The sequence below is a fragment of the Paenibacillus sp. FSL L8-0436 genome (genome assembly GCF_038593025.1).
Classification (GTDB): domain Bacteria; phylum Bacillota; class Bacilli; order Paenibacillales; family Paenibacillaceae; genus Paenibacillus_AQ.
Map to the genome: position 1 here is coordinate 5,067,800 of NZ_CP151955.1, position 23,850 is coordinate 5,091,649.

Here is a 23,850-nt window from a genome sequence, read left to right on the forward strand (position 1 = left end):
CGTTACCCCATTTGTTTATTCGTAGAGCGCATCCCGCAGGCGGGTGGACATTGCCGAACCCTGTCCCGTCTTGAGTATCACCCGCCGCAGCGCCTTGTTGCTCCGGTTCATTTCTGCTAATTCATCAAGCATTTCCGTCAATAAACTTTGCGTTTCCGGGGACAGTTCCCCGCTCTCCTGAAGTGCTGCCATTCTCTCTTTATAATGCTCCATTTTCTCCGTCAACTGCCAAACTTCCTTTCTGTCAAGGCTTCTCCTGTGGAAGTCCATAATTGCGTATATTATAACATATCACCAGGGAAGCACACTTTAAAGCGGTTGCTGAAATTTAAAAACACGATGGCAATGATTTCACTGGCAAGTTCAGCCACGAGTATGATACTCTAATAAAGTCGCATTTTTCAGTACACTATTACACAGGTTGAAGAACGAAAGGATAGATGGACGTGGCACAGTTGTTTTTCAAGTATGGAGCAATGAACAGCGGCAAATCCATTGAGATTCTCAAGGTAGCCCATAATTACGAGGAGCAGGGCAAGTCGGTGCTCATCTTCACTCCATCCCTGGACGATCGGGACGAGGTCGGGTATATTTCCTCCCGCATCGGACTGCGCAAGCAGGCCATAGCCATCGACGAGAACACAGATATATACAGTATAGTCAGCAGCAATCTGCCGAAGCCCCACTGCGTGCTGATCGACGAATGCCAGTTTCTGACCAAGGACTGTATCCTCCAGCTTGTGCGTATTGTGGATGAACTGAACATACCGGTAATGGCTTTTGGACTAAAAAATGATTTTCAGAACAACTTATTCGAAGGCAGTAAATATATGCTGATCTACGCGGATAAAATTGAAGAGATGAAGACGATCTGCTGGTTCTGTGAACGGAAAGCCACAATGGCGCTGCGTGTAGAGAACGGCAAACCCGTATACAGCGGCAAGCAAATCCAGATCGGCGGCAATGAAGCTTATTATCCGGTCTGCCGCAAATGCCACAAGAATCCGCCCTTGTAAATATAAAAGCATTCCAGCCTCTTCATAAAGAGCCGGAATGCTTTTTTTGGTTTAGACCGAAGACGATTGGATCTCCTTCAGCGCTCTATGTTCGTCTTTCTTGCTCACAAACAGCTCATGCTGCACTGCCAGGTTCCCTCCATAATTTGCGCGGTTGGTTGCAGCCCGCATGCCTCCATTAATCTTGGAACGGTGGCGGATGCCCGCTGCGGTAAGACGGCTCTTCACCCTGAAATACTGGGCCTGATCAAATGTAGTGAAGAGCAGTGTTCTCTCCCGTGGAACAAAGAAATGCAAGATGCCCGTTAAAAAGCCCATTTGCGTCCTCCTCCTGTTCCCATCCCTCACTGCCATCAACTGTAGCCGCAACTAATTCAAGTAACGCTCGTTCAACACATTCAAATGATGAAGTTCATGTCCGATAATGAGGCAGGCCTGTGCTCTGACCGACATTGCTGTCGAATGGAACATTCCTCTCCGGGTCCAGGCGTCTTCCGGCAGACTGTCCAGCAGAGCCAGGGTAGACTGGCGGACCAGTTTGTACTGGCTGACCAGTTCCTGAAGAGTGAAGCGGTCAAAATCACCTGCGGCCACATAATCTTTTTCCTCGTACCCGGGCAGCGGCGCTTGTTCTCCTCTGGCAAAACAAAGCAAGCGGTAAGACATAATCCGGTCATTGTCGGTCAGGTGGCCAATCATCTGCTTAATGCTCCACTTCTCCGGTGCATAACGGTAGTTCCCCTGCTCTTCGCTTAAGGCTCCCAACAAATCAAAGAGGCTTCTGGATTGCTCCCTAAGAATGGCTGCCAAATCTCCGTCAGCTGGCACTAGAGCGATATATCGCTCCTGAACCTCAAGATACTCATTTTTTTCCGGACGCTGATTCATCAATTAACGCCTCTTTCCCAACATTATTAAGAAAAATTTGGTGAAAAGAACAAAATCTTATTGTTGTATTTTAGTTCATTAGGTATAATATTTGCAAGATTAAAGGTTGAGTTAATCTGACCTTCGGGAGTGTCGGTATGCTGGATTCTGTACTATTTATCGTGTTTTCGGTACTTGAAAGTACCTCATTATTTTATCTGGCATTTAAGATATTCAAGATTGATCTTTATCCGAAAGAGATAGTTTTTGCCGGTTTGATTATGGCTTTCTTCTCATATTGCTTACGCTTTAATTATTCGATGTCAAAAACAGATGTATTCTTACAGTATACTTTGGCGTTTCTCTTCATCTGGCTTCTGTTTCGCATTCATATATTTTATGCTGTTATTATGACAGGTATGACCTATCAAGCGTATATGTTAATCCAGTCGCTACTGTACTTGTTCATGAATCTCACCGGTCTGGTTAAAATGAATTTCCCTTCACTTTCCACAGGCTCCTACCTGTTGCAGTTATTAACTGTTACAGCTTCTCTTATTATTGCTTACTACATTGGCAAAAAAAGAAAAGGGTTTGATTTTGTACCGGACAAGCCAGAAGGAAGAATTGATATTGGCAAACGCGATAAAATATTATTCGCCCTAAGTATACCCTCTGTTCTTTTAGTCATATTAATGCTATACCTTGTTGAATATTTACCGAACTTGTTCTTTCTTATCCCTCTTCTTTACGGGATGCTTTTATTTGGGTATCTGTATTATTCAAGTCAAAAGAATCGTGGTGATGAGTTTTGAATAGCTTGGCTCTTAAGATTTCAACTGCTATTAAAAAGGCGAATCCCGAAGAAACAGGTTCTATCGAGGTCATGCAATACTCCCTGAATATTATACTGAACACACTTCTAATGCTGGTAAGCTCGGCAGTGATTGGATGGTTCATAAATAATCTAGCTGCAACCTTATTATTTTTTGTAAGCTTCTCCTTCTTGCGGGTCTGTTCGGGAGGCTTTCATTTAAGGACGGCAACTGCCTGCAACATAGTAACAACTCTATTATGCGTCCTTATACCCTTTTTTCTCCACTTTTCAGGAAGTACACTGTTGTTAATCAATGCAACCAGTTTAATAATAATGATCTTCTTTGCTCCTAATCCGGACAAAAATGCCCAAATACCTCTCCATTGGTATCCGGGGCTGAAGGCCGCCTCAATAGCAATTGTCTCTTTAAATTTTTTCATTGGATCGTCTGTCTTAGGACTGGCCTTTCTCGTCCAGTCTTTAACAGTAATACCTTGGAGAAGGAGGTACTAACTATGAAAGCACTTGTGGCTAAACGCGCTTCAGCTGCACTTGAAGCATCCGCCCGTTTTTTCGTCTCCGTTATGAAAATTAGTTTACACAGCCCTGAAGCACCAAAAGAATTGCGGAAGTAATTAAACAAGGATGGGGAAAACATGCGTGTCTTACAAAACGACGGCTCCTCCCTGGACATCCAGGAAGAAGAGATATTGTATTTTTCCAGCTACAAAAATGCAATATTCGTCCATACGAAAGAAGGCGAATTTGTTCTCCCCACTACTCTTTCCGATTTATTGGTTGCTTATAAGGGTAAAGGATTTGAGCGTCTTGACCGCAGCAATGTCGTGAGTCTCAGCAATGTGGACAGTTATGATGCGGAGCGGAAGATCGTTCTTTTTAATCAAGGAGAACAATTTGCCACTGTATCTGAGTCCAATGAAGCCCGCCTCAAAAAACATTTGGCAGGACGCAAAAAAGATTCCTCGCAATAAGAGAACAAAGGCAGCATCAAAAAGCAGTGATCCCGGTGCACATTAGCACTGGGATCGTTGCTTTTATTCAACATCCTTCGACCCAATCCTTCATTTTCCCATATCATTCATTTTTTGTAAAGGGGAATTCACGCTGTGAATACCAGGAGACGGATTTCTTTCCAAATGGTACCATTTAGATAGATTACTATAATTTAAGTCATTCTAAATAACCGATGGAGGAATCTAATGGATTATTACTTTCATCCTTCTCCGCGCCCCTCATCCCTTGAAATGTTATCTGACGAACAGTTATTGAACATCTATGAATTGGCGGTGGAGGCGAAGGCTTCGCCTGATTTTATTGAAATTATTAAAAATGTACTGAACGGGAGAAAATTAACGGGCTCAGAGCACCTGGATGCTTGATGCTGCTATAATCTCAGCATATTCTTACATAGTTTCTGCTTTTTGGAATAGACCTTGCCCGATAAACAGCAAAGAAGCTATCCTCACTTTAATGTGCAGGATGGCTTCTTTTATTGGGATGATTAATGATTAGATAAAGGAGAGTACTTCAGGACTACTCGATGAATTCTGTCTTGAAGACGTTGTCGAGCTTTCCGCCCAGTCTTTTTTTGAGCGGCACCTTGATATCCCGGCCCAGTTCTTTGAAGAAGGTTTCGATATCACACTTCACATTCTGTGCCATGGCGATTATGGTTCCGTCCCCCACGATATTCTGGTTCACTTCGAGAGGCACGTCCACTTCGATATCATATTTCTTGGTCAATGTTTTGATGTATCTCGCAAAGATCTCCAGCAGCTCTTCGTTGTTGAAATTTTCGATTGCCGCTTTTCCCTTGCTGGTAAATTTCATGTTAACTCTCATTTGAGATATCCCCTTTTCTGTGTAACCATTTTTGTTGTTGGTTTATGGATCAAGATGAATAGATGGCTGCAAGAAAGGGCAACATTATTCATTTTTGAAAACAATAGAACGGACGCACGCTCATTTAAACGCGCCCTTAACCTGCTGCACCTTAAATTGGGTAAACTCCTTCAGTGCCTGGATAACCTCGTCCTGCTCCTCATCCTTCAGCTCATAGATGCATTCCCGCAGCCACTCGCCGAAGATATAGGCCTGTCGGCCTTTTCGGGGCTGCTTGCGGAGTGAATCCAGATTGCCTTCAAATTTGTCGTTGAGCACATCAGTAAGGTTATATTTCTCAATTTTTTCTATTACCATTCCTGCCCCATATTCCGTTTCATAAACGATGACCTCATCGGAATCAAACGAAACGTACGAAGTTTCTTTCCCTTCCTTGGACCGAAACTCCTTCAGCTTGTTAAATGCCGTCTCATATATATAATCCTGGGACTGATTAAGGACAGGCAGCTTGTAGCCCTGCTTAAGTGTCTTGATGTATTCAATATCCGGCATATAGTCAGCCAGATGATACATGCGGTTCTTAAGGTCCGCTCCAAGCGCTTCAATGATCTTATCCAGGTTATCTTTGAGAGGAATACTTTCCCCGCGTTCAATCTTGCTGAGCTGAGAGTAACTGATGCCGCTCTTCTCTTCCAGTCCTCTTAAGGTCAACCCGCGTGCTTTTCTGAAGTGCCGGATAAAATCCCCCAGCTCATCAGGATAGTTATCGAAATCGTTCATGGGAGTCACCTCTACCTCTATCATAACACAAGATAACACTTTGTGTTTCAATATAACAATTAATCCCTAAAATACTTGCTGCTTATTTAAGCATTATTCTTATTTTGGCGCCCTGCTTTACCGATAAAACATTTATATGGTAAATAATTCTTTGATTTGGAGGAAATACCCATGGCGCCCATCCCCTCAATCTCAAGTAACGTTAACGCCAATACCGCAAACCAAACCATTGCTTCCCCCCGTGGCAAGGAGATCCAAAGCTTATTAAGCCAAAAAAGCAAATTAAATGAAGAAATCAGCGCGGTTAAGGCCGATAAAGATTTGGACACGAAGATGAAGGCCGAACGGGTTCAGTCCCTGAGGACCTCAATCCAGAACATTGATGCCCAGATTGCCGAGCTCAAAGCCCAAGAGATGCAAGAAAAAGCTGAACGCAACCGGCCCGAGCAGCAGGACAGCAAACCAACGTCAACAGACAGCTCTGCAGCAGTGCTGGACGTTGTTTTAAAGCACAGCACGACTTATGACCGCCTGGGCAAGCTGGTGGGCCTGAGCAAGAAGCTGGAAGGCTCTATAGATCCGTTAAAGAGCGAATCCAAGATGGAGCACGACAGACTGGCTAACAACCCTACCAAAGATATCGGCAGATACGAAATGCTGGAGAATGCAGAATATACCGTCCTGCAGACCAAACGGGAACGGATACTGGATATCCGCTCTACCATACATAATGTCGATCAAAAAATTGGCGAGTTGGTTTCCGGGCTCAAAGAGGATAACTCCCGCTTGTCACAAGCAAATAAAGCCGTACCGGAAATTTCCGGACTTGAGGAAGATACGGACAGTGATAAAAAGGATACCAAAGACAGCACTTCGAAAGATAAATCGCTCCCGGGAGACGAAAAAACTGGGGATGATGCTGGAGCTTCCGGGGCGGTAAAATCAATTGACGTACGGGTGTGAAGGCTTAACAAAAACCGCTATTCACTTCGATTGGCTAATCAAATGAATAGCGGTTCAGCTAGACTAAGATTTATTTCATTGAAGATTTCAACTAAAATTCTGATCAAAACATATATTAGTTTCACATTTAATTTTGTACCATTTACCACCATAGCCCTCGTTTTCTTGTACAACCAGTCTATTTCCGCATCGTAGGCAATTTTTTGTTACGCTGCTATCTAACTTATACTCTTTAACGTATTCTTCGGCATGTTCTACCTCTTTGATTTCTTGTCTAAGTGCCTGGTCACTGATGTCGAATTCTTTCATGTCTCCTCTACTAGCATGTATAGACCGGCCAAACGCACCAAACCCTCCAACCAATTCGTGATGATGCGTACTAATCCGTCCTCCACCTCTTTCAAATAACTTGATTATTGGCTCATATATATCATGAAATTTAACAGCAATCGGGTCGCCGGCATCAAGCAGAATGCACCATTGAATATAATTGGAGCAAATCATTTTTAAAACCGTTAAATTTATCGGCTCAAGATTAGGACAAATTTCAAACAGATTATCAAAATCGAGAATCTCCATTTCATTATTAATGATTTTCGCCATGCCTGCAAAAATACTAACGCCTTCAATAGACATAAATTGTAATAAAACACCAACTCTACGATAGTATTCAGCGATAAGTGTAGCGTCTGCAGTATATTCACCTTTGGACCTTACATCTTCATACCTTTTATTAGAGATATCTATATAATACTTAGCATCAATATTGTTAATTCGATTTACGGCTCTTGTATAATGAGACTCCATAATAACTCCCCTATTTTGATCAGTTATTTTCTAAACGTTCGTTCATAATCCTCGAAACGGATCTTTCTAATTTGTTTACGGTCAGTTGTCCTAACAATGATTCCTTCTGATTTACCTGTTGCCTCAATCCCCACTTGCGTATTTTCGAACCTTTTTAAATAAGAATATGTACTCTCAAGAGAAGTTGGAAATTGGGGACCCTTGATGGTTTCCAGAAGTGGTGCGGACTGCAAATCCATGCGCTCTACAAATCTCTTCTTCTCAATCTCATTATAAAATGGCTGATTACCATGATCTCGCCACTCCGCAATTTTCTCCTGCGATAACTCTAGTAGTCTATCTAATTCATCCTTATCCAAGGAGAACACATCAAATACACGATACCCTTGAGTTCTTCTGTCAGAATAGTTCTTGGATGCTTTAGTTTTTCCTCCATAAGATTCCTGATAAATTACGGTTAATGCCCAGTCACCCTGTGAAAAGACATCTGCTGTTACTTTCTCTGCTAACGGTTTAAGGAATTCCGCAATGTTCCCGTAAGGATTACTGATTCTGTCTCCTTTAGCATATAACAATTCTTCTCGGGAACCAATCAGATAATCAACTTCGTTATAATCATTTTTAAATAGAATGATTCTTGAATTTTCACCATCTACTTTTTCGTAAACAAAAACATCGTCTGATTCTGAGAAGCCTTTGGACTCAGTTAATACATCATTCAAGCGGCCACGTTCACCTAATTGATGATAGGTAAAAATGCTTGGGTACTTTGTTAAAGAATTAAATTTCTTTAAATTCAAAATATAACTTCCTCTCTCAATGAAAGTATTTTTCAATTTCACGAACAACTTTAATGCGAAATGATTGAAGTTGGTTGTAAACAGTGTTACTCTATCAACGGTAAACTCATAATCTATGATCTTCAATACATCTATTAATCGTCACTAATTTAGTTATAAAGAAAGGTAATACTATGATAAAAGTTGATAACTTATCCTTCTCATTTCCGCAAAAAGAACTATATAAAAATATTTCATTTACGTTAGAAGAGGCACAACATTGCGCTTTTATAGGAACAAGTGGCAGTGGGAAAAGTACACTGATAGATATACTGATGGATCCAGAAAGATATATTTTTGATGGCCTGTTAGAGATGGACCCAACTTGCACAATTGGGTATGTAAGTCAGTTCTCGCAACTGGACAAATCTAAAGAAACAACAGTTTTTGAATATATAGGAGAAGAATTTATTAAGATCCAAAATGAAATAAAATCTATTTGTACTGAAATGGAAACATCATCGGATATTGATTCGTTACTAGAAAAGTATCAATTAGCTTTAGACGCATTTGATTCAATTGGCGGGGATGATTTTGAAAGCAATATTAATAAGAAACTAAATCTAGCAAACCTCATGAAGCTAAAAGATCTTAGGGTATCCGACCTGAGTGGCGGGGAATTCAAACTTATTCAAGTGATGAAGGAAATGCTTAGTAGTCCAGACTTAATGATTATGGACGAACCAGATGTATTTTTAGATTTTGAAAACCTAAATGCGCTTAAAAATCTTATTAATTCCCACAAAGGAATGCTGCTAGTTGTTACGCACAACCGATATCTATTGAATCATTGTTTCAACAAAATTATACACCTTGAAAACATGGAGATCCAAGAGTTTAATGGGCGATATATTGATTATAACTTCTCCTTACTTCAAACTAAAATTGAGTTACAAGAACTCACGGTCGCTGAGAATGAAGAAATTGAGAGAAACGAGAACATCATCAATAATCTTAGAGTTATCGCAACCTATAATTCAGAAGCATCTAGAGGGAGAGCTTTAAAAGCTAGAGTTAGGTTTCAAGAGAGATTGGAAACGCGTAGAATTAAAGCGCCATTCGTAGATATTAAGCAACCGAATATCAGTTTAGGTATTGATAATGAAATTGAAGACACCGTTGTTGTAAATGTCAATAATTATAGTGTTTCCTTTGATGAATTGCTTTTAGAAAATGTTAACTTTGAGATAAAATCTACGGATAAAGTAGCCCTTATCGGTTCAAACGGAACTGGGAAAACGACTTTACTCCGAGAAATCTTTAAAAATAATCATGATTCAATTGAAATAAACACGGATGTTAAAATGGCTTATTTATCTCAGCTTCAAAGCGAAATACTGAAGGATTCTAATACAATACTGGAAGAATTCATCGATGCCGGGTTTAAAACTTATGATGAGATAAGATCGTATATTTCAAACTATGGCTTTGAAGGAGAAATCGTTAATCAAAAGATAGAATCTTTATCTGGTGGAGAAAAAAATATGCTTCAATTGGCTAAAGTTTCTGCCAGTAAAGCAAACGTATTGCTTCTTGATGAACCGACAAGCCATTTAGACACCTATACACAAATAGCACTGGAGAAAGCCATTGAAGAGTATAAAGGTGCGATTCTCATGATTTCTCATGATTTCTATTCTGTGGTAAATGGTATGGATTATGTTTTAATCATTGCCGATAAGACGATTAGAAAAATGAGTATGCGAAAATTCAGAAAGATGATTTATGCTAGTCATTTTGATCGAGACTATTTAGAAACTGAACAAAAGAAAAAATCAGTTGAAATGAAAATAGAATTGGCTTTAAAAAATACTGATTTTGAACTTGCAAAAGTATTGGTTGATGAGCTGGAAGAGCTGATTAAGTTGCTTTAATCTGTTGCTGATGCAACTAACGGGTCATGCGTGACGATAACCACGGTCACTTGCTTGTCCGTATTTATCTTGCGCAGCAAGGTTACTATCGCCTCCGATCGTAGAGGTAGCACCAGATTCAGATACTTTTGAACTTGAAGGAATAATGAACTCTGCATTATTAGGTCTTGTACAAAACAATGTTAACCCTGCTTTAATAGCAAAGATAAGTGGAGTTAAAATCTCAAGCCTTGAAAAAAAATTCTATACTAATGGCTTCCACATTAATGATGCTGATGAACTAATTAATAATGAATTAAGCAAAAACTCGTATTATCATTATATTTAGATACCTTTAATATGGTTCTTTCAACTATATAAAATTCAGATTTCATATAAGGCACAGCCTACGTTAAGTGAGATTTCCACCAACGTAAATGTGCCTATTTTTATTGATTAACTGGTATTACTGCCTATAATAAGCTTAAAACTTAACGTTATCTGTAACAGTAAGCGATCTGCTGTAGTCCCCCTTCATCAATTGATACTCAAAGAGTTGATCATCATCGACAAAATCAATAAGCTATATGAAGATCAGTATTCGAAAATCACACCTTTTTTTGTCGAGGATAAATCATTCACAATTCACTACAATCAACACAACTAGGTTTTATAGAAAGGATACTCAAAATGAAAAACCATGTTTTTTACTCTTGGCAATCAGATCTCCCCAATAACAACAATCGTAGTTTTATTGAAAGCTGTATTAAGCAGTGCCTGAAGGAACTAAATGTATCTGAATCGTTTGATATAGAATTTGTCATAGATAGGGATACCCAGAATGAGACAGGAACCCCTGATATTGCAAGCACAATTTTTTCGAAAATAGAAAAATCAAAATTATTTATAGCTGATGTCAGCATTATTAATTCCGATTATCACAAAAGAAAAACACCTAACCCTAATGTTCTTATTGAATTAGGATATGCAGCAAAAGTATTAGGTTGGGAGAGAATAATCTGCATTTTCAATTCAGATTTTGGTTCATTTGACGATCTTCCCTTCGATATAAAATTCAGAAGACCACTTTGTTATAGTCTTGATGGTAAAAATAAGGTGCAAGTAAAAAAACAGATAGCAGAAGCAATCCAGAGTAATATTCTTTCTTTAGACTCAAAAGGAGCAATTTCGATAAAAGAGCACTCCTCATATCTTGTTATGGAATCATCGAACTTTTACGATCTGTTAGAAAAGAAGCTGCATAATATTGTTAGTAATGCTAAACTTCAAAAAAAATATAATTATTCGAAGGAATGTTATTCAATTGAAATATGGGATGACCTACTACACAGAATCGAAAATGAAGAACCAAGTGAAGAAACTGACGTAGAATACCACATTTCTATCGAATTTAATGACGATACATACTCATTTAAAGAATACACAAATAAAACATGTTCAGTATTTTTCCAATTAATAGAGAAATTCAAGCAGATTAACTTCACTAATAATAAAGTTTATACTGTATTTGAAATTATTTCTCATGGATATAGTCCTTCAGAAAAGAGGAATTACGGTGGCTTATCAGATGAAATTTTAATAGAGTTGCAGTAACACTTACAAATAAGCATTTTGATATGAGGAAGACGAACCTGCTAAATTCCGCAGGTCACATGCACATGAACACGCATCAGGTGTTATAGAAGCCCTCTACGGCACTCACAAGCTTGCCTTTGATGTGAGTGAAGCTGGACTAGCTAGTGAGCCTGAATTCAATTTGAGCCAACTGGATTGTTTCAGCCATGCCGTAACACTCGTATTAGTGCAGTTGCCACGTTAGAAGATAGACTGACGGAACTTGGCTTATGGTATAGCTTTAAGATTTTTCACAATCCTTATGCGGCTATGCCGATTTCAGAGTAAGTATTTAAGGGGTATAAGCAGTTTGTGAAGAATGATACTACTAGGGAAATGGAGTGGATTGTTTAACATTTGTGAGACAAGAGCATACCGTGTTTCACAAATGTTAAACACAAATTAATCCAATAATAAAACCTTGTAACGCTAAGAGGTACTGTCTTCTAATGTTAAACTGAGTGTTAATGCGAGAGTGCCGCAAGCGGCACGATAGGAGCGGAGCGACAGGGTTTTACGTTTTTGACCTTCAGGGAGTAGAACACATATTTTTGCTATTTTTGAGTCTGTAAAATATATTGTGTAAACTCTCAAACCCATTAAAATGGAAGTAAGAGAAAGGTTGGGGAGAACACATGGGACTTTGGACAAAACAGCAGTTACGGGAATTTATTAAGGAAAACAATTTGGTAAGCGCACAGGATGCGCAAAATGCTCTAAAAGAGCTATTCGCTGAGACGATTCAGGAGATGCTGGAAGCCGAAATGGATACTCACTTAGGCTACGGAAAGCATGAAGTAAAGGCGAAGCTCACTCCAAATAGTCGAATGGAAAGAGCCGCAAAATGGTCGTCAGTGAGTACGGTGAACAGGAAATCGCTATCCCTAGGGACCGTCTGGGTGAGTTTGAGCCACTTGTCGTCAAGAAGCATCAGTCGAACGTAACGGGCATCGAAGAACAAATCATTGCCCTGTACGCCAAAGGCGTCAGCACCAGGGAAATCCAGGATCATCTGGGGCAGATGTATGGCATTGAGGTCTCTCCTACGCTCATTTCCAATGTCACGAACAAAAGATTGTTCCTCTCATTAAAGAATGGCAGAACCGGCCTCTGCAGGGCGTCTATGCGGTCGTCTATCTGGACGCCATCCACTTTAAAGTCAAACAAGACGGGGCCATTATCAACAAGGCCGCCTACATGGTCATTGGCATTGATTTGGACGGAAACAGATGTGCTGGGCATGTGGATCGGGGAGAACGAGTCCTCCAAGTTCTGGCTGAGCGTGCTGAATGAGCTGAAAAATCGCGGGGTGGGGGACATTCTCATTATCTGCGTGGACAACCTGTCCGGGTTCTCTCAAGCGATTGCAGCCTGCTACCCCCAAACTGAAATCCAGAAGTGTATTATTCACCAGATCCGCAGTTCCACACGGTACGTGTCGTACAAGGACATTAAGAAGGTGACCGCCGACTTAAAGCCTATATACAAGGCCGCTACTGAGGAAGGCGCCTTGCTTGAACTCGACCGTTTTGAGGAAGTCTGGGGCGCTAAATATCCTCTTATTATCCGTTCCTGGCGGACAAATTGGGACGAACTCGCTACCTTTTTCAAGTACCCGCCTGAGATCCGCAAACTGATCTACACCACCAATATGATCGAGAGTTACCACCGCCAGCTACGCAAAGTAACGAAAGGAAAAAGCATCTTTCCTACGGATGAGGCATTGCTGAAGATGCTCTATTTAGCTACCGTCGACGTCACTCGGAAATGGACGGGACGTTACAAAACTGGGGGCAAATGCTGCTCCAGTTGTCCGTCTTCTTTCTGATCGGGTCGGTCAACACTTGCGTTAGATTCGCGACTTCCCCCTCGGGGGAATCTATGCTTAAAAGAGTTTACACAAAATTATTGACAGACCCAAAAAATACTAATTTGGCTATCTCTGCTTGGAATAATTACTTTGAGAAATTAGATCCTCTCTTTTTCAATACTTTAGATGTTAGTTTCATAAGAATTCTAATACTTCAATGCAAGCATATAGATCATTTAGGATTGGAACCAAACAATTTCATAAAACTCTCCTTACTTAAAGAATACATTGTAGCTCATGCACTTAACGAAATAAAAGAGATTGAAGATTCTAATGAATATAGCCGTAACATTGATGAGAGTTTTAGACCATATCTTATACATAGCTTAAAAGAGACTCTTTTAAGCATATTAAACTTTCTAGAACCTAACCTTTAATTAAAGAAGACGCAAAGAAAAAGCCCTAGAGAGAACGTGTCTCAGGGCTTCGATATTGTATCTATTTATGTAGATTATCAATCATCTGTTTATACTGTTCTTCATGGGGTCTGTCAATAATTTTGTGTAAACTCTTTTAAGCATAGATTCCCCCGAGGGGGAAGTCGCGAATCTAACGCAAGTGTTGACCGACCCGATCAGGAAAGAAGACGGACAACTGGAGCAGCATTTGCCCCCAGTTTTGTACACGTCCCGTCCATTTCCGAGTGACGTCAACGGTAGCTAAATAGAGCATCTTCAGCAATGCCTCATCCGTAGGAAAGATGCTTTTTCCTTTCGTTACTTTGCGTAGCTGGCGGTGGTAACTCTCGATCATATTGGTGGTGTAGATGAGTTTGCGGATCTCAGGCGGGTACTTGAAAAAGGTAGCGAGTTCGTCCCAATTTGTCCGCCAGGAACGGATAATAAGAGGATATTTAGCGCCCCAGACTTCCTGAAAACGGTCGAGTTCAAGCAAGGCGCCTTCCTCAGTAGCGGCCTTGTATATAGGCTTTAAGTCGGCGGTCACCTTCTTAATGTCCTTGTACGAAACGTACCGGGTAGAGCTACGGATTTGGTGAATAATACACTTCTGGATTTCAGTTTGGGGGTAGCAGGCTGCAATCGCTTGAGAGAACCCGGACAGGTTGTCCACGCAGATAATGAGAATGTCCCCCACCCCGCGATTTTTGAGCTCATTCAGCACGCTCAGCCAGAACTTGGAGGACTCGTTCTCCCCGATCCACATGCCCAGCACATCTTTGTTTCCGTCCAAATCAATGCCAATGACCATGTAGGCGGCCTTGTTGATAATGGCCCCGTCTTGTTTGACTTTAAAGTGGATGGCGTCCAGATAGACGACCGCATAGACGCCCTGCAGAGGCCGGTTCTGCCATTCTTTAATGAGAGGAACAATCTTGTTCGTGACATTGGAAATGAGCGTAGGAGAGACCTCAATGCCATACATCTGCCCCAGATGATCCTGGATTTCCCTGGTGCTGACGCCTTTGGCGTACAGGGCAATGATTTGTTCTTCGATGCCCGTTACGTTCGACTGATGCTTCTTGACGACAAGTGGCTCAAACTCACCCAGACGGTCCCTAGGGATAGCGATTTCCTGTTCACCGTACTCACTGACGACCGTTTTTCGGCTCTTTCCATTGCGACTATTTGGAGTGAGTTTCGCCTTTACTTCATGCTTTCCGTAGCCTAAGTGAGTATCCATTTCGGCTTCCAGCATCTCCTGAATCGTCTCAGCGAATAGCTCTTTTAGAGCATTTTGCGCATCCTGTGCGCTTACCAAATTGTTTTCCTTAATAAATTCCCGTAACTGCTGTTTTGTCCAAAGTCCCATGTGTTCTCCCCAACCTTTCTCTTACTTCCATTTTAATGGGTTTGAGAGTTTACACAATATATTTTACAGACTCTCTTCATGATCTGGAAAACGATGAATTATATCAAGCTTATTCGAATCCTTTGTCATGACAAATCTATGAATTTCTCCACCTATGCCCACACGGTCCTCACATGCATCATCTTCAATCTTCTGCAAGGTGATTAGCTTAATAAATGCTGCATCTAGACCATGTACTTCTGCTTCCCCAAAGAAATCAAAATCCACTTGTGGTTTTTGTGCTGTACAATATTGATATTCTTCAGATGCAAAGTTATTGGTGCTTCGATATACAAAACCCCTAAAGGTTTTTTTCTCATGTGAATAGCCAAATTGATAGATAGTTGTTGTTGCTTCAGAAGGATATTTTGCTTTCAGCTTTTTTAGAGTGTCTGAGGTTAAATCACTGAAATAATCAATATCATAAGAAATAACATTCTTTTGGATTGTAGTGTACCATTCAAGAATTAAATCTAAATTACCTGTTCCACACATTACACTTTGTAAATGTGGGAGCGGGAATATTTTAGATATAAATTTATACGGTGTTCTATCTTCTGCGGATATAGATAATGTATCCATTGCAACAACAACCGTTTCAGCATTAAACATAAAATTAATTGCAGTCATGTTTCCCTCCTACTGTGCTTCTTCTTCATCATTTGAACGGTGAACATAAATCTTCTGTGCTAACAATTCCTTTTTATCCATAGTTTTAAATACATTAGTTTTCTGAGGTAACGGAGTATCCCCCAACAAGTATAAATTATTATTAGTCGGATAATATACATACCATTTCTCAGAAGTATCATTCTCTTGGATATAAAAGTATTCTCCGTTCGATATTTTTAACTTTTTATCAAATTGTGAAAGAACGAATTTCATTCCAGCCATTGCTGCAAGACTATACATAAAGAAAATAATAGCAAATCCAATGATGAGTACAAACAACTCTTTATTATTCCCATATGAGAAATCTTCATTAACCACAGATAGTAGAAATAGGCTGGGGATATAAAGAGTTGAGGATGTTACAAATAAAGCAAACGTTATTAAAAAGCTAATTACATAGACTTTTCTGCTTCCAGTTAATCGCTCGACAATACTTATCTCTGAGAAAGTCAAATGGATTAGTACAAAACTTGAAATGAATAGGACATATGAAAGGACACTGGGTATTACTTGCATTGTTTTTGCTGAAATATTTAAGAATGAATTAGTGTACAGTCCGTAAAAACAATAATATACAAATCCAATAACACCCAGATAAATTAATGAATGCATGACAAATAGTATTAGTTTAACAAGTATTCTTTTTTCCTTAGTTAGAAGCGTTCTTTCGAAATTTGATGAAGTCAAAGTAGTAATAGGCTGTATCTTTCTCAGTACTGGAACTAGTGCTGCTATGAAAGCTACTAATCCGCCCCAACTTAATGTTTTTAAAGATATTCCTGCTAACTGCTCCCACACTTATAATATCACTTCCTTTGAAAATGCTTTTCAAGCTATTAATTCATCCTAATTAGTCATTGCTGATTTCACGATATAATATGTAATCCTTCTCATTTTCTCCATGATCATTCTCATTCAAAGAGAAACGCCATCCTTTAAGCCCCAATTCGTTCATAACATCAAGGATATCTTGATCCTTCTCTAAATCTTCTTCAATATCATTGCCATAAGAAAAGAACCAATGGACTTGAAAATTAAGAATTCTACTGCTAAGACGACCATATGCATATTTCTTCATAGTCCAGCCCTCACATCCTGTCGAGATATATACTATAGTAATATTTTACCACGAATGAAAGTACATCAGCATCTAATATTCTGGATTAGTGATAAGTTAATAATGCTGTAATTAAATAGTGAGAGTTGCTATAGACCTGATAAATTCCGAGTGGTAGAATTCAGGAAAAACGTCATGGGGGACTCTTAAAATGGCATCAAGGATATGTAACAACTGTGTACATGAGAATCCAGAGGAGAGTTTGTTTTGTAATAAATGTGGATCAAAGTTAACAAGTGGTAATAGTAAACCAATAGAATTACATAACGAAGGAAGTACCCCTGTAAGTGTAAAAATTTCTGATGATATCAATGCAAATGAGAAAGATAAATTTCCAGTTAAAGCACTAATAATAATCATAATAATAGTATTAATAGCAGGATTAAGTGGTTTATATAATCATTATATGGATGAAAAAGAAATCAAGGCAACGAAGATAACTCTTAGAAATCAAGAAAAACTATACTCATATATTCGAGAGGCGAACTGGGAAGAAGCGAAGTTATTTATTGAAAATACTGATGCTAATAATGTTACTAATATAGACGACATTGATTATCTTAGTTTATACATAAATGCTAGATACAACTATGGACAGATTAACGATGATGAAAAGCATAATAAAGAAATATTCGATAAAATTGATGGTGTATGGTATGAGTTAATGGATTACGAAGGTGAGTTTAAAGAAGACATAAAAAACTTCAATATTGAATATATTAAAATTCGTTGGAAATATGATGAGTTAGAAGAGAAATTTGGTTCAGGAAGCAATAATACTTCATCCCCAACCTTAGAAGAAGACACAGACATTAATGAAGAGTATTCAAAGGAAACATGGGATAAGACTGCTGGTAGCACCACAGGGTATGATTGGCTAAAAATGTATAATGCTCAGAAAAAAGATATTGTTGAAGGTGTCATTTTAGACTGGAAATCAAATAATTTTGATGTTTCTGTCAGTTCTACCTATTTTATATCTGCGCTTAATGCATTTTATGGCGATGTTTCTACTAATAGCACTAACCTAGCCGAAGCAATGTCTATGATTGGTCTTTCAGGAAATGTCTTGAGCAAAAAATAATACATACACAAATTCATTTGCCTACCTTCGGGTGGGCTTTTTCTATGCCTATAAATGCTGACCTTAAAGTTGACCAGTAGTATGTTTCTTGTCAAGTTTAATCTATTCCCCAGCATCAATTTTCGGCTGATTTACTTACAGTATTCTAATGAATTAGTAGCTGTGTGAATGCTGGAGGGTAGTTGTTAGGGTATGATGAGGGGAATGTTAATTAGTTATTGTAGATTAGGATAAAACAAAAAAGGCACATGTATCAGTTATGGGCAGATGTACATGTACCTTTTGCATAGAATGCTGCTCAGACGCTCTAGGACTGGCTGTAAGAGGCTTGGATTAGTCGATTTGATATTTACTCTATTCACAAGGAAAGAGTTGCAGTAGAATAAGAACTTCGAATAAAATTTGCAATAAAATTCAACGTGATATTGTAACCCATCAGAAATAACTTCAACTCCCTGGCTAATTCCTGCTTCATTTTTTGCTTGTTTCTCAGGATTCTTTGAAAACAGTCCCATTTATGTAGTCTCCTTTAATTTTCATATAGATTTAATTATCGATTATTTGATATGTAGGATTATTTTACCATACCAAATAGTACGAGAGTATGTATTTTTTGGTTCCAGTTAGCATTACTGTACAACCAAATAAAGCAACTAAACCTAGAATAGGTTAGCTGCCTTTTGGATTCGCTAGTTCTTCAATTTCCACTTACCAAGCGGACTATGATTTTGATATTTTTTTGCAATTTCTTCACGGGTTAAATCCATATATGCGGCCTCAGTAACCGTAACTGAGCTATGTCCAAGGAGCCACGATAAAGTATAGAAATCTCCCCCATTTAACAAATAATGTCTTGCAAAATTATTACGAAGCATATGAGGATGAACATCAATTCCTGCCATCTTACTAGCGTCTTTTAATTGCCTTTCAAAGGATTGGATACTTAAAGGAGTGCCTTTTGTAGTTGGGAATAGCAATTCTGTTTCTGTATATCGATCTTTAAATTTTAAATATTGCTTCAATTCCCACTGCATTACATTAGAAAAATAAACGTATCGTTCCTTTTTACCTTTTGTTTTGGTTAAAAGAATCATTTTACCTTTAAAGTCAATTGCATCTACAATCACTTCTAAGCATTCACCAATTCTCATGCCTGTATCTTGTATCAGCATTACAATAATCTTATTTCGGTAACCATGGAACTTAGTATAATCAAATTTGTCTATCAAATTATTGAATTCCTCTTCGTTTATCCCTTTTTTCTGTCTCCTCACAGTTTTTATTTGTGCAATATTCTCAACAGGGTTCTTGATAAGCTCTCCTTCTTGTTTTAACCAATTGAAGAGAACTTTGATGTTGCGTATATAGTTATTTATTGTAATTGACGAAACCTCTTTTTATAATCAGTTCTTTTTTCAGGAAAATTAACCTGCTTCGATGACTCTCGGCTTACCACTGTATATTTTCCTCGTTCTTGAACATAGGCGATATACTGCCTGATGTGTCCTGTTCGTACTTCGCTTACTTTTTCCACATCGTGTTTATCCTTTAAATAAGCAATAAATAATTTCAATGATTGTTCATATGAACCAATCGTTTTTCGTGATAAATTCTTGTTTTGACAATAAGCTAAAAAGTCTTCTAAATAATACTCCAATTCCGATATCTTCATTCCGATCCTCCATCTCTTTTCCTACAAAAACAAAACCCAATAAACCAAAAAGGTTTATCGGGTGAGATGGGAAAAGTTTATAGTTTCAAAACAAGTTTATCGGCTTTTGAATACTGGCTGGATGCTGTTTCCAATCCCCACAAAGCCCTTCACATATCCTGATCCTAACCCTTTCAAGAAACCTTATGTTCAATCCGCAGCTTGTCGGCTACCATGGCAATAAATTCTGAGTTAGTCGGCTTGGATTTGGAGATATTAATGGTATAGCCGAACAGGTGGGAGATGCTGTCGATGTTGCCACGGGTCCAGGCCACTTCAATGGCATGACGGATCGCGCGTTCTACGCGTGAAGGCGTGGTCTTGAATTTCTCGGCGATGGCCGGATATAGTGTCTTGGTGATAGCACCGAGGATTTCGATATTGTTGTACACCATCGTAATGGCTTCACGTAAATATTGGTAACCCTTAATATGGGCCGGAACGCCGATTTCATGAATGATTGAGGTAATGTTGGCATCCAGATTTTTGCCTTTGGAGAGCGGCACAACATTGTTGTTATTTCTGGAGCCGGAATAATTGGACATGCTGGAGGAGGAGCTCATACTGCCTTGGGTACCGACAAGCTGACGCACACGATTGGCCAGAACCTCCATATCAAACGGCTTAAGAATATAATAGGACGCGCCAAGCTGCACAGCTCTTTGAGTGATGTTCTCCTGCCCAAAAGCAGTCAGCATAATGATCTTCGGTTGCGGATTCAAATCCATATCACGCAGGCGTTCCAGGACGCCAAGTCCATCTAAATGCGGCATAATGATATCAAGAATTAGCACATCCGGAACTTTACGTGCCCCGCTAAGCATTTGAAGCACTTCTTCACCATTATAGGCAATGCCCGTCACGGTCATGTCTTCCTGTTCCGTAATGTATTCGGCAAGCAAGTTCGTAAACTCTCTGTTATCATCGGCCAACAACACTTCAATATTCTGCACTGGCTGCTTCCTCCTTATTAATAACTGCTATTCGAAAATAACATTTATCTTGTCTCCCTTAACATTTTCGACATGCAGTTTGAATATCCTTCTGTCGAAAATTATTTTTCTTTATTTTTTTTCGGCGTTGGATTATAATTAAATATTTTGTTTCATTTTTCGATCTTTCTCGCTTAGCTTCGACAAAAAAATCTTAAGGCTAAACCGCCTTAAGATTGTAGGGAGCAATATTGCTCTGCTGAGCCACACCAGAGTCTTTCAGCATCCATTCGATGAAGCAGCCATACCCTGACTTCGGGTCATTAACGAATACATGGGTCACTGCGCCGATTAAACGGCCATTCTGCACAATCGGACTGCCGCTCATGCCTTGAACGATTCCTCCGGTTTTGTCAATCAGACGGGGATCGGTAATGCGCAGCACCAGACCTTTGGTTGCCGGGGTCTGCTGATGGGCAACATGGATGATCTCTACATTGAATCGCTCAACCTGCTGTCCGTCAACCACTGTAAGGATTTGTGCGGGCCCTTCCTTGACTTCACTGCTCATGGCAATCGGTATCGGCTGCTTATACAGGCTGTGCTCCGGATTGCGGGTCATTTTGCCAAAGATCCCGAAGTCCGTATTGCTTTGAACATTGCCAAGTACTTGGCTTTCTTTTAGAAATACAGCACGTTTCTCGCCGGGATCACCGTCCTGGCTCTTGGAGATTGAGGTCACACTGGACTGGACGATGTGACCGCTGCCGACGACAATCGGTGTTCCGGTATTCATGTCCGTAATGACATGGCCCAGAGCGCCATATACGCCCTGCTCAGGAGCATAGAACGTTAAGGTTCCGACACCGGCTGCTGAATCGCGGATGTACAGCCCCAATCTCCACACCTTGTCATTACGGTCATAAGCAGGCTTCAGCTTCGCCGTATGTTCTTTCCCGTCGCGTTTGTACACGATGGTCAACGGCTCATTTGCCATTCCTGCACGCTCCACAAGCTTGGCTACCTTAGACACCTCGTCCAGCTTGTTCCCGTCAATCGAGATCATCAGATCACCCGGTACCAGACCACTGTTCTCTCCTGGTGAAAGCTTGGACTGCTCGGATACTTCAATAAGATGATGGCCCACAACCAGAACACCTGCTGACTTCACTTTGACGCCAATCGTCTGGCCTCCAGGGATGACTTTCAGCTCCCCGTCAATTCCTTGTACCGGCTTGTCAGGCGGAATATCCAGCGGTGATGCATAGGCCTGGAGAGATCCCGTCATTCCTGACATGCTGAGAAAGAAGGCAAATAAAAGGCCGGGCATTAACTTCCTGAGGTTCGGCTTCAATGGCTGTCACGCTCCCTTTTGCTTCTTTCGCTTGACGAAAAAGGTGGTCGCCAATTGCGTACCTATAAGATAACCTTGCCCCCAGGCTTTTATTACTGTCAATCATTGTCCCGCTTACCCTAAAGCTGCTTTGCTGGCCTCGGCCAGACCAAGCATCTCCTGTGCGTGATGCAATGTTTTTTCGGTAATTTCCACACCGCCCAGCATCCGGGCCAGCTCCATCACCCGGCCTTCTGCTGAGAGGGACTCCACTTCGGTCATCGTCCGTCCGTCCTCGACTTTTTTGCGAATTAAATACTGATGATCGGCCATGCAGGCCACCTGCGGTAAATGCGTAATTGAAAACACCTGGCAAGAAGATGACAACCTGAACAGCTTATCCGCTATAGACTGGGCGGCCCGGCCGCTGACACCAGTATCCACTTCATCAAAGATAAGAACCGGAATCGCATCGGTCCGCGCGAATATGCTCTTCATCGCCAGCATAATCCGCGACAGCTCCCCGCCTGAGGCAATCTTGCCCAGCGGTCTCAGCGGTTCTCCCGGGTTCGGAGAGATCATAAATTCGGCGCCGTCGATCCCCTGCCGGGTCAGACGGTAACGCCGCCCCTGATGTTCGATACCCCGGGGGTCCTCCAGAGGTTCCAGCTTGACCTGGAGCGAGGTCCGTTCCATCTGCAGATCCTTCAGTTCACCTTCTACCTGGGTAGACAGATCTGTTGCACACTGGCTGCGCGCAACGCTGAGCTTCCCGGCTGCCTCCATTAGAACGTTCAGCAATCCATCACGCTTCACGGTCAGCTTCTCTATATATTCGTCTTTATTCTCCAGAAGATCGGTCTCCCGCTCAATCTGCTCATAATAAGCCAGGATCTGCTCTACACTTTCCCCGTATTTGCGCCGCAGGCCGATAATCTGATCCAAACGGTTCTCAATTTCCTCCAGCCGGGCCGGATTGAACTCGATTTCCTCACGGTAGTCACGCAGCTGGAACGCAGCATCCTCAAGCTGATAATAAGAAGACTGCAGCTGATCAAGCACTGCCCGGAGACCCTTTTCATCATAACGCACCGCGTCCTCCAGCTTCGAGATCACGTTACCAATTGATTCCAATCCCTGCCTGTCATACAGCAGCTCGTATGCGCCGGATACGGAATCCATCATTTTCTCGCTGTGGGATAGTTTGACCCTTTCTTCAGCAAGTAATTCATCTTCTCCGGGTTTTAATCCTGCAGAAGAAATTTCCTCTAATTGAAAGCGGTACAAATCGAGCATTTGGTAAGCCTTCTGGCTTGATTCCTGAAGCTCCCGCAGTTCTTTCTCTACTTTGGCAAAAGCGGAATATTTCTCTTGATAATCAGCCTTAAGAGGGCCGATCACGGCATCTCCGTATGTATCCAGCAACCCCAGGTGACGATCTGCCTTCAGCAGGTTCTGGTGCTCATGCTGCCCGTGAATATTGACCAGCTGTTCGCCGATCTCACGCAGCATGCTGAGATTCACCATTTGCCCGTTGACCCGCGAAGTGCTTTTGCCAAGGGAGGTGATTTCACGGCGGATAACCAGATGCTCCTCCCGGTCGGCACCGATGCCAAGACGATCTAGGGTTTCCCATACCGGATGGCTGGCGGGTAAGCTGAATAACGCTTCCATTTCTGCCTTCTCACAGCCGTAGCGGATCGAATCCGCTGATCCGCGTCCGCCTGCAATAAGTCCAAGCGCATCTATAATAATCGATTTACCTGCCCCGGTTTCCCCTGTAAGCACATGAAAACCGGGATAAAAATGCACATCTACCGCTTCAACAACGGCAAGATTGCGGATCGACAAGGTTTCTAACACGAATACAACACCTCCGAAA

General features: G+C 40.9%; 26 protein-coding genes and 1 pseudogene. 10 read left to right on the top strand and 17 right to left on the bottom strand.

The window, feature by feature from the left end; all coding sequences use genetic code 11:
- Positions 1-15 precede the first annotated feature (15 nt).
- Positions 16-225, bottom strand: a complete 210-nt coding sequence (locus NSS79_RS23300; protein ID WP_038594769.1) for a hypothetical protein — start codon at positions 223-225, stop codon at positions 16-18.
- Between the two features lie 221 nt (positions 226-446).
- Between NSS79_RS23300 and NSS79_RS23305 the strand changes: the two genes are divergently transcribed.
- Entirely contained in the window at positions 447-1,016 is a 570-nt protein-coding gene (locus NSS79_RS23305; RefSeq protein WP_074085406.1) for a thymidine kinase, read from the top strand.
- A gap of 51 nt (positions 1,017-1,067) precedes the next feature.
- Here the strand turns inward: NSS79_RS23305 and NSS79_RS23310 are convergent, their stop codons facing one another.
- Complete coding sequence (locus NSS79_RS23310; protein WP_342436330.1) at positions 1,068-1,334, bottom strand: hypothetical protein; 267 nt, start codon at positions 1,332-1,334, stop codon at positions 1,068-1,070.
- Between the two features lie 51 nt (positions 1,335-1,385).
- Positions 1,386-1,904 (bottom strand): DinB family protein, encoded by a 519-nt coding sequence (locus NSS79_RS23315; RefSeq protein WP_342436331.1) that lies wholly within the window; start codon positions 1,902-1,904, stop codon positions 1,386-1,388.
- 137 nt (positions 1,905-2,041) lie between these two features.
- Between NSS79_RS23315 and NSS79_RS23320 the strand changes: the two genes are divergently transcribed.
- Complete coding sequence (locus tag NSS79_RS23320; protein WP_342436332.1) at positions 2,042-2,698, top strand: hypothetical protein; 657 nt, start codon at positions 2,042-2,044, stop codon at positions 2,696-2,698.
- A 214-nt stretch (positions 2,699-2,912) separates the two neighbouring features.
- Here the strand turns inward: NSS79_RS23320 and NSS79_RS23325 are convergent, their stop codons facing one another.
- Positions 2,913-3,140, bottom strand: a complete 228-nt coding sequence (locus NSS79_RS23325; protein ID WP_342436333.1) for a hypothetical protein — start codon at positions 3,138-3,140, stop codon at positions 2,913-2,915.
- Positions 3,141-3,356: 216 nt separating this feature from the next.
- On the opposite strand from NSS79_RS23325, the gene NSS79_RS23330 reads away from it, so the two are divergent.
- Together NSS79_RS23330 and NSS79_RS23335 are read left to right on the top strand one after the other, a co-directional pair.
- The gene (locus NSS79_RS23330; RefSeq protein ID WP_341094748.1) at positions 3,357-3,692 is read left to right on the top strand and encodes a LytTR family DNA-binding domain-containing protein; all 336 of its coding nucleotides are present in this window, start codon (positions 3,357-3,359) and stop codon (positions 3,690-3,692) included.
- Positions 3,693-3,920: 228 nt separating this feature from the next.
- On the top strand, positions 3,921-4,100 hold the full coding sequence (locus NSS79_RS23335; RefSeq protein ID WP_342436334.1) for a sporulation histidine kinase inhibitor Sda: 180 nt from the start codon (positions 3,921-3,923) through the stop codon (positions 4,098-4,100).
- A gap of 154 nt (positions 4,101-4,254) precedes the next feature.
- Here NSS79_RS23335 and NSS79_RS23340 read toward each other — a convergent pair whose 3' ends face one another.
- Both NSS79_RS23340 and NSS79_RS23345 read right to left on the bottom strand, forming a co-directional pair.
- Positions 4,255-4,563, bottom strand: a complete 309-nt coding sequence (locus tag NSS79_RS23340) for a hypothetical protein (protein WP_038594912.1) — start codon at positions 4,561-4,563, stop codon at positions 4,255-4,257.
- A gap of 120 nt (positions 4,564-4,683) precedes the next feature.
- On the bottom strand, positions 4,684-5,343 hold the full coding sequence (locus tag NSS79_RS23345) for a helix-turn-helix transcriptional regulator (RefSeq protein WP_038594913.1): 660 nt from the start codon (positions 5,341-5,343) through the stop codon (positions 4,684-4,686).
- A gap of 171 nt (positions 5,344-5,514) precedes the next feature.
- On the opposite strand from NSS79_RS23345, the gene NSS79_RS23350 reads away from it, so the two are divergent.
- Positions 5,515-6,306: a FlxA-like family protein gene (locus NSS79_RS23350; RefSeq protein WP_342436335.1), complete on the top strand. Its 792-nt coding sequence runs from the start codon at positions 5,515-5,517 to the stop codon at positions 6,304-6,306.
- Between the two features lie 87 nt (positions 6,307-6,393).
- Here the strand turns inward: NSS79_RS23350 and NSS79_RS23355 are convergent, their stop codons facing one another.
- Both NSS79_RS23355 and NSS79_RS23360 read right to left on the bottom strand, forming a co-directional pair.
- On the bottom strand, positions 6,394-7,113 hold the full coding sequence (locus NSS79_RS23355) for a hypothetical protein (RefSeq protein ID WP_342436336.1): 720 nt from the start codon (positions 7,111-7,113) through the stop codon (positions 6,394-6,396).
- 23 nt (positions 7,114-7,136) lie between these two features.
- A complete protein-coding gene (locus NSS79_RS23360; RefSeq protein WP_342436337.1) occupies positions 7,137-7,913 on the bottom strand; it encodes an RNA ligase family protein in 777 nt (258 codons plus the stop codon).
- A gap of 173 nt (positions 7,914-8,086) precedes the next feature.
- On the opposite strand from NSS79_RS23360, the gene NSS79_RS23365 reads away from it, so the two are divergent.
- From NSS79_RS23365 to NSS79_RS23380, 4 genes and pseudogenes are all read left to right on the top strand, one after another.
- Positions 8,087-9,826, top strand: a complete 1,740-nt coding sequence (locus NSS79_RS23365) for an ATP-binding cassette domain-containing protein (protein WP_342436338.1) — start codon at positions 8,087-8,089, stop codon at positions 9,824-9,826.
- A gap of 669 nt (positions 9,827-10,495) precedes the next feature.
- Complete coding sequence (locus NSS79_RS23370) at positions 10,496-11,419, top strand: hypothetical protein (protein ID WP_342436339.1); 924 nt, start codon at positions 10,496-10,498, stop codon at positions 11,417-11,419.
- Between the two features lie 656 nt (positions 11,420-12,075).
- Positions 12,076-13,264 (top strand): annotated as a pseudogene (locus NSS79_RS23375) (IS256 family transposase); the annotation flags it as partial.
- Positions 13,265-13,321: 57 nt separating this feature from the next.
- Positions 13,322-13,687 (top strand): hypothetical protein, encoded by a 366-nt coding sequence (locus tag NSS79_RS23380; RefSeq protein WP_342440499.1) that lies wholly within the window; start codon positions 13,322-13,324, stop codon positions 13,685-13,687.
- A gap of 172 nt (positions 13,688-13,859) precedes the next feature.
- Here the strand turns inward: NSS79_RS23380 and NSS79_RS23385 are convergent, their stop codons facing one another.
- From NSS79_RS23385 to NSS79_RS23400, 4 genes are all read right to left on the bottom strand, one after another.
- Positions 13,860-15,080 carry an IS256 family transposase gene (locus NSS79_RS23385; RefSeq protein ID WP_342435582.1) on the bottom strand — a complete coding sequence of 407 codons (1,221 nt, stop codon included), beginning with the start codon at positions 15,078-15,080 and terminating at the stop codon, positions 13,860-13,862.
- Between the two features lie 63 nt (positions 15,081-15,143).
- Positions 15,144-15,749, bottom strand: coding sequence for a hypothetical protein (locus NSS79_RS23390; protein WP_342436340.1), 606 nt, complete (start codon positions 15,747-15,749; stop codon positions 15,144-15,146).
- A gap of 9 nt (positions 15,750-15,758) precedes the next feature.
- Positions 15,759-16,589: a hypothetical protein gene (locus tag NSS79_RS23395; RefSeq protein WP_342436341.1), complete on the bottom strand. Its 831-nt coding sequence runs from the start codon at positions 16,587-16,589 to the stop codon at positions 15,759-15,761.
- A 52-nt stretch (positions 16,590-16,641) separates the two neighbouring features.
- Positions 16,642-16,869, bottom strand: a complete 228-nt coding sequence (locus NSS79_RS23400; protein WP_342436342.1) for a hypothetical protein — start codon at positions 16,867-16,869, stop codon at positions 16,642-16,644.
- Between the two features lie 190 nt (positions 16,870-17,059).
- Here NSS79_RS23400 and NSS79_RS23405 point away from each other — a divergent pair, with 190 nt between their 5' ends.
- Positions 17,060-17,992 carry a zinc ribbon domain-containing protein gene (locus NSS79_RS23405; protein WP_342436343.1) on the top strand — a complete coding sequence of 311 codons (933 nt, stop codon included), beginning with the start codon at positions 17,060-17,062 and terminating at the stop codon, positions 17,990-17,992.
- Positions 17,993-18,681: 689 nt separating this feature from the next.
- On the opposite strand, the gene NSS79_RS23410 is transcribed toward NSS79_RS23405, so the two are convergent.
- From NSS79_RS23410 to recN, 5 genes are all read right to left on the bottom strand, one after another.
- Positions 18,682-19,221 carry a tyrosine-type recombinase/integrase gene (locus NSS79_RS23410; RefSeq protein WP_342436344.1) on the bottom strand — a complete coding sequence of 180 codons (540 nt, stop codon included), beginning with the start codon at positions 19,219-19,221 and terminating at the stop codon, positions 18,682-18,684.
- A gap of 143 nt (positions 19,222-19,364) precedes the next feature.
- Entirely contained in the window at positions 19,365-19,664 is a 300-nt protein-coding gene (locus tag NSS79_RS23415) for a site-specific integrase (RefSeq protein WP_342436345.1), read from the bottom strand.
- A gap of 173 nt (positions 19,665-19,837) precedes the next feature.
- The gene (gene spo0A, locus NSS79_RS23420) at positions 19,838-20,656 is read right to left on the bottom strand and encodes a sporulation transcription factor Spo0A (RefSeq protein WP_076108893.1); all 819 of its coding nucleotides are present in this window, start codon (positions 20,654-20,656) and stop codon (positions 19,838-19,840) included.
- 199 nt (positions 20,657-20,855) lie between these two features.
- Positions 20,856-21,932, bottom strand: a complete 1,077-nt coding sequence (gene spoIVB / locus NSS79_RS23425; RefSeq protein ID WP_342440425.1) for a SpoIVB peptidase — start codon at positions 21,930-21,932, stop codon at positions 20,856-20,858.
- Between the two features lie 171 nt (positions 21,933-22,103).
- A complete protein-coding gene (gene recN, locus NSS79_RS23430; protein WP_342436346.1) occupies positions 22,104-23,831 on the bottom strand; it encodes a DNA repair protein RecN in 1,728 nt (575 codons plus the stop codon).
- Between the last annotated feature and the right edge of the window lie 19 nt (positions 23,832-23,850).

Excerpts from the sequence above, each read along its gene's own strand:
- NSS79_RS23355 (WP_342436336.1), bottom strand. The coding sequence starts at position 7,113 with ATGGAGTCTCATTATACAAGAGCCGTAAATCGAATTAACAATATTGAT.
- NSS79_RS23400 (WP_342436342.1), bottom strand. The coding sequence starts at position 16,869 with ATGAAGAAATATGCATATGGTCGTCTTAGCAGTAGAATTCTTAATTTT.
- NSS79_RS23330 (WP_341094748.1), top strand. The coding sequence starts at position 3,357 with ATGCGTGTCTTACAAAACGACGGCTCCTCCCTGGACATCCAGGAAGAA.
- NSS79_RS23415 (WP_342436345.1), bottom strand. The coding sequence starts at position 19,664 with ATGAAGATATCGGAATTGGAGTATTATTTAGAAGACTTTTTAGCTTAT.
- NSS79_RS23390 (WP_342436340.1), bottom strand. The coding sequence starts at position 15,749 with ATGACTGCAATTAATTTTATGTTTAATGCTGAAACGGTTGTTGTTGCA.
- NSS79_RS23405 (WP_342436343.1), top strand. The coding sequence starts at position 17,060 with ATGGCATCAAGGATATGTAACAACTGTGTACATGAGAATCCAGAGGAG.
- NSS79_RS23340 (WP_038594912.1), bottom strand. The coding sequence starts at position 4,563 with ATGAGAGTTAACATGAAATTTACCAGCAAGGGAAAAGCGGCAATCGAA.
- NSS79_RS23320 (WP_342436332.1), top strand. The coding sequence starts at position 2,042 with ATGCTGGATTCTGTACTATTTATCGTGTTTTCGGTACTTGAAAGTACC.
- NSS79_RS23325 (WP_342436333.1), bottom strand. The coding sequence starts at position 3,140 with ATGAAAAAATTTAAAGAGACAATTGCTATTGAGGCGGCCTTCAGCCCC.
- NSS79_RS23350 (WP_342436335.1), top strand. The coding sequence starts at position 5,515 with ATGGCGCCCATCCCCTCAATCTCAAGTAACGTTAACGCCAATACCGCA.
- NSS79_RS23370 (WP_342436339.1), top strand. The coding sequence starts at position 10,496 with ATGAAAAACCATGTTTTTTACTCTTGGCAATCAGATCTCCCCAATAAC.
- NSS79_RS23380 (WP_342440499.1), top strand. The coding sequence starts at position 13,322 with ATGCTTAAAAGAGTTTACACAAAATTATTGACAGACCCAAAAAATACT.
- NSS79_RS23315 (WP_342436331.1), bottom strand. The coding sequence starts at position 1,904 with ATGAATCAGCGTCCGGAAAAAAATGAGTATCTTGAGGTTCAGGAGCGA.
- NSS79_RS23310 (WP_342436330.1), bottom strand. The coding sequence starts at position 1,334 with ATGGGCTTTTTAACGGGCATCTTGCATTTCTTTGTTCCACGGGAGAGA.
- NSS79_RS23365 (WP_342436338.1), top strand. The coding sequence starts at position 8,087 with ATGATAAAAGTTGATAACTTATCCTTCTCATTTCCGCAAAAAGAACTA.
- NSS79_RS23335 (WP_342436334.1), top strand. The coding sequence starts at position 3,921 with ATGGATTATTACTTTCATCCTTCTCCGCGCCCCTCATCCCTTGAAATG.
- NSS79_RS23345 (WP_038594913.1), bottom strand. The coding sequence starts at position 5,343 with ATGAACGATTTCGATAACTATCCTGATGAGCTGGGGGATTTTATCCGG.
- spoIVB (WP_342440425.1), bottom strand. The coding sequence starts at position 21,932 with ATGTCAGGAATGACGGGATCTCTCCAGGCCTATGCATCACCGCTGGAT.
- NSS79_RS23385 (WP_342435582.1), bottom strand. The coding sequence starts at position 15,080 with ATGGGACTTTGGACAAAACAGCAGTTACGGGAATTTATTAAGGAAAAC.